This is a genomic window from Aetokthonos hydrillicola CCALA 1050, assembly GCF_017591665.1.
GTDB lineage: Bacteria > Cyanobacteriota > Cyanobacteriia > Cyanobacteriales > Nostocaceae > Aetokthonos > Aetokthonos hydrillicola.
This window is the reverse complement of sequence record NZ_JAAKGC010000001.1, coordinates 83793-92428: the sequence shown is the minus strand read 5'-3', so window position 1 is coordinate 92428 and position 8636 is coordinate 83793. Positions and strand designations below refer to the sequence as shown.

Sequence of the window (8636 nt, the reverse complement as noted above, 5' to 3'; positions counted from 1 at the left end):
ACCCTAGAGCAATTGGATACACTTGGAGAGGAATTGTTAGACTTTACATCAACTGCGGATTTGCGCAACTGGTTGGAGTCAAATCCACCAGATTTTGGCAAGAGTTAAAACAATTTGAGCAGGAGAGTCGTATGAGCTACATGACTACTGGTGAGCGCATTGGCTACGAACGAGGAAAAGAGGAGGGACAAAAAGCACTACACGAGCATACAAAATCGCTTGTTTTAAGGCAACTACAAAAACGGTTAGGGGAGTTACCACAACAAGTGAAAGGGCATATCGAATCTTTACCCCTAGAGCAATTGGATACACTTGGAGAGGAATTGTTAGACTTTACATCAACTGCGGATTTGCGCAACTGGTTGGAGTCAAATCCACCAGATTTTGGCAAGAGTTAAAACAATTTGAGCAGGAGAGTCGTATGAGCTACACGATTACACTTAAATTATTTGTACCGAACATTTGGTATAATGACAGGAAATAATTTTGTCATTTCCTGATCGAGGTTAAGTACCATGTCTAAAGACACTGTGATTGCACAACTGCGTGAGGTGTTTCGCCGATATGGGTACGAAGGCACATCCTTGTCAAAAATTTCAGAAGCTACTGGGTTAGGTCGGGCTAGCCTTTACCATTACTTTCCCAAGGGTAAGGAGGAGATGGCAGCAACGGTGCTTGAGCGCGTCTCGGCTGAACTGGAAGAACATCTTTTAAAACCCCTGCAAGGAAAGGAGAAGCCAATAACTCGGATCCGAGCTATGGGAAAAACCCTTAGCGAGTTTTACAATAGTGGTCAATCGTCTTGTTTTATCGATATTCTATCAATTGGAGAGGCACAAACCTTATTTCAGGCTCCTCTCCGGCGCACGTTGACTGCGTTGATCGATGCGATCGCCCAAGTTTTAATTGAAGCAGGACAAGATAAAAAATCAGCGCATCAGCATGCAGAGGATGCGCTGATTCAGATTCAAGGAGCGCTAGTGTTATCGAGATGTTTAGGGAACTCTAAGCCATTTCAACGGGTGATCGCTAAACTTCCAGAAATTTTGGGTTTCGATTAATATCCATAATTCTTTGACTTATCAATCGTGACTTTTGACTGTTGCGGTGTCCATTGTTGTGTTGTAGAGGCTTTGGCAAGTAGTTGCTGAGAAAACATTGCTTGGAGAACCATTGCTGGATTCACATAGTTATTACTATATTTCAATCCCCAGTGAAGATGAGGCCCAGTTGTACGTCCAGTCATTCCTACACGACCGATTCTCACTCCAGCAGGTATTTGCTGACCTTCCCAAATTTGAATACCACCTTCACGATCAATCATATAGTTACGATTGTCTGCGGTTTCAACCTGTCCTTCCATATGACAGTAGGTATGTTGCCATTCACCAGACTTAATTACGATATGAGTTCCGCAAGCGTCGCGATCGCCAACCTTAACAACTGTACCAGCCCACCAATTGCGTACGTAACTGCCCTGTGGAGCAGCAATGTCTAAACCACCGTGAAATTCTAAATTGTTGCCACCAGTAGCAGAATAGCGATAGCCAAAACCAGATGTATATGCCTGAAAATTTTCTACAGGAAAAGAAGCTGGTAGCCAATTTTTCCCCTTTAGGGTCTGGTTTATATCAGGTTGTACAGAAGAAACAGAGGTTGCTACCTTATCTTTAGCTGTTGCTGTTTCGTTCGTATGAGTTTGTACAGAAGAAACAGAGGTTGCTGCCTTATCTTTAGCTGTTGCTGTCTGGTTTGTATTAGATTGCACAGGAGAAACAGAAGTTGCTAAGCGCTCTTTAGCTGTTGCTGTTTGGTTTGTATTAGATTGCACAGGAGAAACAAAAGCTGCTAAGCGCTCTTTAGCTGTTGCTGTTTGGTTTGTATTAGTTTGTACAGGAGAAACAAAAGCTGCTAGCCGATTTGTACTCTTTACAGTCTGGTTTGTATTAGATTGTACAGCTTTAACCTTTTCCAACTTCGATAATAGAGTGGTTAAACTTAAAATACCTAACCCTAATACAAATAGACCAGTACCATAAATTACTAATCTTTGCGGCAGTTTACCCATTTTTTAATCCTCAACTCCTCAACTTGATCTAAAATCTCGGATACGTTTGTCAGCTTTCTCTCTGTGTCTTAAGGTGCAGAAACAAAGATACCATGCTCGTAGGACGCACACGTCGAGAGCAGATAAAAAATTTCTCCGCAAAGCATATAAATATCTTTATTGGTTTCCCTGTAGATGTACTGCCAGTTGGTGGTTCCCTATGATTGCTTCACAAAAATTATTTTGTTAAATTTATGTTTAAGAATGGTTAAGAAATCCAATTTGGATATATTATTGTTAAGCAAAGTTTGAGTCTTTTCACAACTCCGACAAACTATGCTGACTGAAATATTCCCTTTCAGCTTTGATCTAGATACGACTGCGATCGCTGGATCGAGTTTGTGGTCTTTAGCCCTATATCTAGGTTTCTCCCCAACTAGTGAATGGGTAATTCAGCAACTAAGCCGTTGGTTTAACTTTGCTGAGCGATCGCTTTACTCCAGCAACACAGAATTTGAAAAGACCCGTCAAGCCAGAGAATCACAGAATGCTTTTTACGCCTCCCTATTCAGCATTGTGCCTTTTTTAGCCATCGGCGCTTTATGTAATTGGGGTATTGAACTAAGTTTAGGTCGTAGCTGGTCAATCAGCATAGGGATACTCGCTTGTATGGGCTGTGGCGTTTACGAACTCGGACGACGAGATGGGAGTTCGTAAGAGGGAGCAGGGGAGCAGAGGAGCAGAGGAGCAGGGGGGAAAAAAGGCGCTTTACCCAATGCCCCATGCCCCATGCCCCATGCCCCATGCCCTATGCCCTACTTTCTTCCTCCACGATCTGTGCTATTTTTAACGCTGCTCCTGGTTCACCTCTGACGTTTTGTAACTTTCTTTTAATCTCGTTTAATTTTTCCGGATGATCTAAAAAGTCTAATGCTAAAGACGCTACATCTTGGGGCTGAAGATCTCCTACCAATTCCGGAACTATCATTTCTTGCGCCCAAATATTTGGCCATGCTAATAAACGTTTGCGCCGGAGAAACAGCCAATTAATGAACTTGGCAAAAGCAGAACCGACTAGCGGCAAATTTGCCAAAATTCCTGGTATACCATCCCAAGAACGCATTGCGTCTAACTGTTGCGTGGGTAGTAAAACAATCATAGGGACGCCTAAAGAACCTAGTTCAGCAGTATTTGCCCCGACAGTAGTCAAGCATAGGCTGCACTGAGATAGTATTTCGTAGGCAGGTGATTCAGTGTAGAGTTCTACAGATAAACCTTTGTCTGTTTTTAAAATTGGTTGCTCAGAGGTAATTAATTTTGCTGATGCATTACCGAAAGTTTTTACAAAGCGGTTTTTCTGTGGATCGGCAAAACTAGCTAAAGTTTGTAAATCCAAAGTTGGGGCGACGGGAATTACAAATTTAGTTTGGGGTCTTTTTGCTTGGATATATTCTGCGGTTGCTAAATTTAAAGGTATACCTTGCATCAATTTTGCTGCTTTTGACCCAGGTAAAATACCAATCAATTCTGCTACAGGATTGGTTTGTGAGGGTTTTTGTGTAGGATTAACATCTTTTGTGTTGTCGGTTGCCGCTAGCATTAAATCTCCCACAACTGTAAACTTATGAGCATATTTCTGGGATACACGAGCAGCAACTTGGGGTTTCATCACAGCAAAACGGTCAATCAAGTTATGCCAGCGAGCTTCCCATTCAGCGTAAACGACAGTACGGTAACCTAGTCTTTTGCCGATCGCAACGCTGAAAAATTGATCCCCTCCTAAGAAAACCACTACACCGCGATCGCGCCAGTCCCAATTTTCAGAAGTTTTTCCCCAAAGCAAAAATTGCCAAAAATACTCTGGTGGTTGCACCCTGTCTACTTCAGGAAAAGACTGAGCAATTGCTGCTTCTTTGCCTGTCGCGTTTGGACAAGGTGATAAAACTACGGAAATCCTCACTTGAGAACGGACATTTCCGAGTTTTTGCCGTAATGCCTGTACTACTGGGCGCACCCAGGTGGTTACCTCTCCTGGACCGTTTGACAGAATCAAGATATCAACATTGTTCATAAAGTTAGTGGGCATGGGGCATGGGGCATTGGGCATGGGTAATGGGTAATGGGTAATGGGTACTTAGCTAAATATAGGGGTGCAATGTAAAACCTATATTTTCCTATTCTGTTTTCTCATATTGTGGTTTGAAACAAGCTTGTTCTATTAAGTTGCTTTCTTTGGGTTTAGTTTTCCCAAATTCTTAATTCCCCGATGCCCCATGCCCTATGCCCTATGCCCCATGCCCCATGCCCTATGCCCTATGCCCCATGCCTAATTATTAAGATTTTGTTACATTTATGTGAGTAAATACTTTTAAAGTAAGTTAACAATTTTTAAAAAATATTGAGTTTTTTATATCGTTTTGTGTCAGTTAGGCGGTAAAATCCCCATATAGTAAGCGTTTTCTGATAAAAACAACTACAGATGACCAAATAAAGGAAGTCTGAGGGGCTGAAGATTGCCAAACAGCACTAACAACAGAGAATTTGCATCAAAGGAGCTTCATCAGCATGTTCACCCACGTCAAGTCCACCATTAGACATATTAAGCCTGATAACTTACGGGGGCGACGCTTAGTTAAGGTGGTCTATGTCGTGCTAGAGTCCCAGTACCAAAGTGCTTTGTCACAAGCGGTTCGGGCGATAAACGATAATCATCCTAACTTAGCGATAGAAATCAGTGGATACTTAATCGAGGAACTCCGCGATAAAGAAAATTACCAGGAGTTTCAACAAGATATCGAGAAAGCGAATATTTTTATTGCTTCACTAATTTTTATTGAAGACTTAGCGCAGAAATTAGTAACAGCAGTAGCACCGCATCGCGATCGCCTAGATGTTGCCGTAGTCTTTCCCTCTATGCCGGAAGTGATGCGCCTTAACAAAATGGGTAGCTTCTCTCTAGCACAATTAGGTCAGTCTAAGAGCGTAATAGCACAATTCATGCGAAAGCGCAAGGAAAAATCAGGGGCAGGATTCCAAGATGGAATGCTGAAACTGTTACGAACGCTGCCGCAGGTGCTAAAGTTCCTGCCAATGGATAAAGCGCAGGATGCGCGAAACTTTATGCTCAGTTTTCAGTATTGGCTGGGTGGTTCTCCAGAAAACCTGGAAAACTTCCTGCTGATGCTAGCTGATAAATATGTATTAAAAAATGAAGAGACTCTAAATCTCGAAGCAATCGAATATAAAGAACCAGTTGTTTATCCAGATCTAGGAATTTGGCATCCTTTAGCGCCCACAATGTTTGAGGATGTCAAGGAATACCTAAACTGGTACACCAGCCGTAAAGATATATCCAACGATCTGAAAGACCCATTAGCACCTTGTATTGGGTTGGTGCTCCAGCGCACCCACCTAGTAACAGGCGACGACGCGCACTATGTAGCAATGGTGCAAGAGCTAGAAGCAATGGGAGCACGAGTGATCCCTGTATTTGCCGGAGGGTTAGACTTCTCTAAGCCTGTAAATGCCTATTTCTATGATCCAGGAAATCAAAATGCTCCCCTTATCGATGCTGTCGTCTCCTTGACTGGTTTTGCATTGATAGGTGGACCAGCACGCCAAGACCATCCGAAGGCTATTGAAGCACTAAAACGCTTGAATCGTCCTTACTTGGTAGCGCTACCTCTAGTATTCCAAACCACGGAAGAATGGATTGATAGTGATTTAGGGTTACACCCAATTCAGGTGGCTTTGCAAATTGCTATTCCTGAACTGGATGGGGCTATTGAACCGATCATATTATCGGGAAGGGACGGAACAACAGGGAAAGCGATCGCACTACAAGATCGGATTGAAGCTGTTGCTCAACGTGTTCTCAAATGGGCTAACCTACGCCGTAAGCCGAAGGTGGACAAGAAAATTGCCATCACTGTTTTCAGCTTCCCACCAGATAAAGGTAACGTAGGAACTGCTGCATACCTGGATGTATTCGGCTCAATTTATGAGGTGATGAAAGCCCTTAGAAATAATGGGTACGATGTGCAAGATTTGCCAGGAAGTACTCAAGAGTTGATGGAACAAGTCATCCATGATGCTCAAGCGCAGTATGCAAGTCCTGAACTTAACATTGCCTATAAAATGTCGGTACCAGAGTACGAAGCATTGACACCGTACTCCCAAAGACTAGAAGAAAATTGGGGACCACCACCAGGACATCTCAACAGCGATGGGCAAAACCTGCTGATTTACGGTAAGCAATTCGGTAATGTGTTTATTGGTGTTCAGCCAACATTTGGTTACGAAGGCGATCCAATGCGGCTGTTATTTTCCCGTTCTGCAAGTCCCCATCACGGTTTTGCTGCTTACTACACTTATTTAGAAGAGATTTGGAAAGCTGACGCTGTCTTACACTTCGGGACTCATGGTTCCTTGGAATTTATGCCAGGGAAACAAATGGGGATGTCTGGTGAATGTTACCCAGATAATTTAATTGGTTCGATCCCCAATCTCTATTACTATGCAGCTAATAACCCCAGTGAGGCGACAATTGCCAAGCGTCGTAGTTATGCTGAAACAATTTCCTACTTAACCCCACCGGCGGAAAATGCTGGATTGTATAAGGGTTTGAAGGAACTCAGCGATTTGATTGCTTCTTACCAAACATTGAAAGACACTGGAAGGGGTGTTGCGATCGTCAATACCATCATGGATAAATGCCGGATGGTGAATTTGGATAAGGACATTGCCTTACCCGAAACAGATGCCAAAGATATGAACGCTGAAGAGCGGGATAATATTGTTGGCATTGTGTACCGCAAGCTGATGGAAATTGAATCGCGGCTGCTCCCTTGTGGATTACACGTGATAGGGAAACCTCCGAGTGCAGAAGAGGCGATCGCCACTTTAGTCAACATAGCAAGCTTAGATCGTACTGAAGAAGAAATTCCCAGTTTACCCCGCATTATCGCTAGCAGTATTGGGCGGGACATTGACGAAATATACCAAAACAGCGACAAAGGTATATTAGAAGATGTCCAGCTTTTGCAAGATATTACAACAGCAACCCGCGCTGCACTTTCCGCTCTTGTACGCGAGCAAACCGATGCAGAAGGAAGAGTTTCGCTTGTTTCTAAGCTGAACTTCTTTAACATGGGCAAAAAAGAGCCCTGGATTCAAGCAGTCGTAGATTTAGGTTTTCCAATTTTAGACTCTAATTCTAGGATCCCGAATGTAAAAGCCAAGATCCAGAGCCTCTTTGAATATTTGGAATTTTGCCTGAAACAAGTTTGTGCTGATAACGAACTAGGCGCATTACTTCAAGGGTTAGAAGGGCAATACATTTTACCAGGTCCTGGTGGTGATCCCATACGCAACCCAGATGTATTACCCACAGGCAAAAATATCCACGCCCTGGATCCTCAATCAATCCCCACAACTGCTGCTGTACAATCAGCAAAAATTATTGTAGACAGATTATTGGCTCGCCACAAATCAGAAAACGGCGGTCAGTATCCTGAAACAATTGCTTGCGTACTTTGGGGAACAGATAACATTAAGACATACGGAGAATCACTGGCACAGATTCTATGGATGCTTGGCGTTCGTCCAGTTCCAGACACTTTGGGAAGAGTCAATAAGTTAGAATTGATACCTTTAGAAGAGTTAGGAAGACCTCGTATTGATGTGGTCATCAACTGCTCTGGTGTATTTCGTGACTTGTTCATTAACCAAATGAGTTTGCTGGATCAAGGCGTCAAAATGGCAGCCGAAGCCGATGAACCTGTGTCAATGAACTACGTGCGTAAACATGCTCTCCAGCAAGCAGAGGAAATGGGTATTAATTTGCGTCAAGCTGCGACTCGTGTTTTCTCCAATGCTTCTGGTTCCTATTCGTCAAATATCAACTTAGCCGTAGAAAACAGCACTTGGGACAGCGAAGCAGAGTTACAGGAAATGTACTTGAAGCGTAAATCTTTCGCCTTTAGTGCTGACAGCCCAGGTACTATGGAAGAGTCGCGCCAGATCTTTGAAAGCAGCTTAAAAAGCGCTGAGGTAACTTTCCAAAATCTTGACTCTTCAGAGATTAGCTTAACGGATGTTTCTCACTACTTTGACTCTGATCCCACTAAGCTTGTTTCTAGTTTGCGGGGTGATGGCAAAACACCAGCGTCTTACATTGCTGACACAACTACAGCTAACGCTCAGGTTCGTACCTTATCAGAAACCGTGCGCTTAGATGCTCGTACCAAGTTGTTAAATCCCAAGTGGTATGAGGGTATGTTGTCTCATGGTTATGAGGGTGTAAGGGAATTGTCAAAGCGGTTAGTTAATACGATGGGTTGGAGTGCAACAGCTGGCGCTGTTGATAACTGGATATATGAGGACACAAATACCACATTTATTCAGGATGAAGAAATGCGCAAGCGTTTAATGAACCTTAATCCTCATTCTTTCCGCAAAGTTGTATCCACCTTGTTAGAGGTGAACGGACGCGGTTACTGGGAGACAAGCGAGAGCAATTTGGAGTTGCTACGTGAGTTGTATCAGGAGGTTGAAGATCGAATTGAAGGGATTGAATAGGCTTTAATAC

Annotated in this window: 7 protein-coding genes; 5 read left to right on the top strand and 2 right to left on the bottom strand. The window is 43.2% G+C overall.

Annotated elements, in window-relative coordinates; genetic code table 11:
• The 3 genes from G4P69_RS40365 to G4P69_RS00380 form a co-directional block, all read left to right on the top strand.
• A partial coding sequence (locus G4P69_RS40365) for a DUF4351 domain-containing protein (protein WP_208348084.1) occupies positions 1-108 on the top strand: 108 nt, incomplete at its 5' end.
• 23 nt (positions 109-131) lie between these two features.
• On the top strand, positions 132-398 hold the full coding sequence (locus tag G4P69_RS00385; RefSeq protein ID WP_208347923.1) for a DUF4351 domain-containing protein: 267 nt from the start codon (positions 132-134) through the stop codon (positions 396-398).
• Between the two features lie 117 nt (positions 399-515).
• A complete protein-coding gene (locus tag G4P69_RS00380) occupies positions 516-1061 on the top strand; it encodes a TetR/AcrR family transcriptional regulator (RefSeq protein ID WP_208344449.1) in 546 nt (181 codons plus the stop codon).
• Here G4P69_RS00380 and G4P69_RS00375 read toward each other — a convergent pair.
• Positions 1058-1630, bottom strand: a complete 573-nt coding sequence (locus tag G4P69_RS00375; protein ID WP_208344451.1) for a M23 family metallopeptidase — start codon at positions 1628-1630, stop codon at positions 1058-1060. The genes G4P69_RS00380 and G4P69_RS00375 overlap by 4 nt on opposite strands.
• A 753-nt stretch (positions 1631-2383) precedes the next feature.
• Here G4P69_RS00375 and G4P69_RS00370 point away from each other — a divergent pair.
• Entirely contained in the window at positions 2384-2764 is a 381-nt protein-coding gene (locus G4P69_RS00370) for a hypothetical protein (RefSeq protein ID WP_208344448.1), read from the top strand.
• Positions 2765-2855: 91 nt separating this feature from the next.
• Here G4P69_RS00370 and G4P69_RS00365 read toward each other — a convergent pair whose 3' ends face one another.
• A complete protein-coding gene (locus G4P69_RS00365; RefSeq protein WP_208344447.1) occupies positions 2856-4118 on the bottom strand; it encodes a glycosyltransferase family protein in 1263 nt (420 codons plus the stop codon).
• A 494-nt stretch (positions 4119-4612) separates the two neighbouring features.
• Here G4P69_RS00365 and G4P69_RS00360 point away from each other — a divergent pair, with 494 nt between their 5' ends.
• Positions 4613-8626 carry a magnesium chelatase subunit H gene (locus tag G4P69_RS00360; protein WP_208344446.1) on the top strand — a complete coding sequence of 1338 codons (4014 nt, stop codon included), beginning with the start codon at positions 4613-4615 and terminating at the stop codon, positions 8624-8626.
• Positions 8627-8636: the final 10 nt, after the last annotated feature.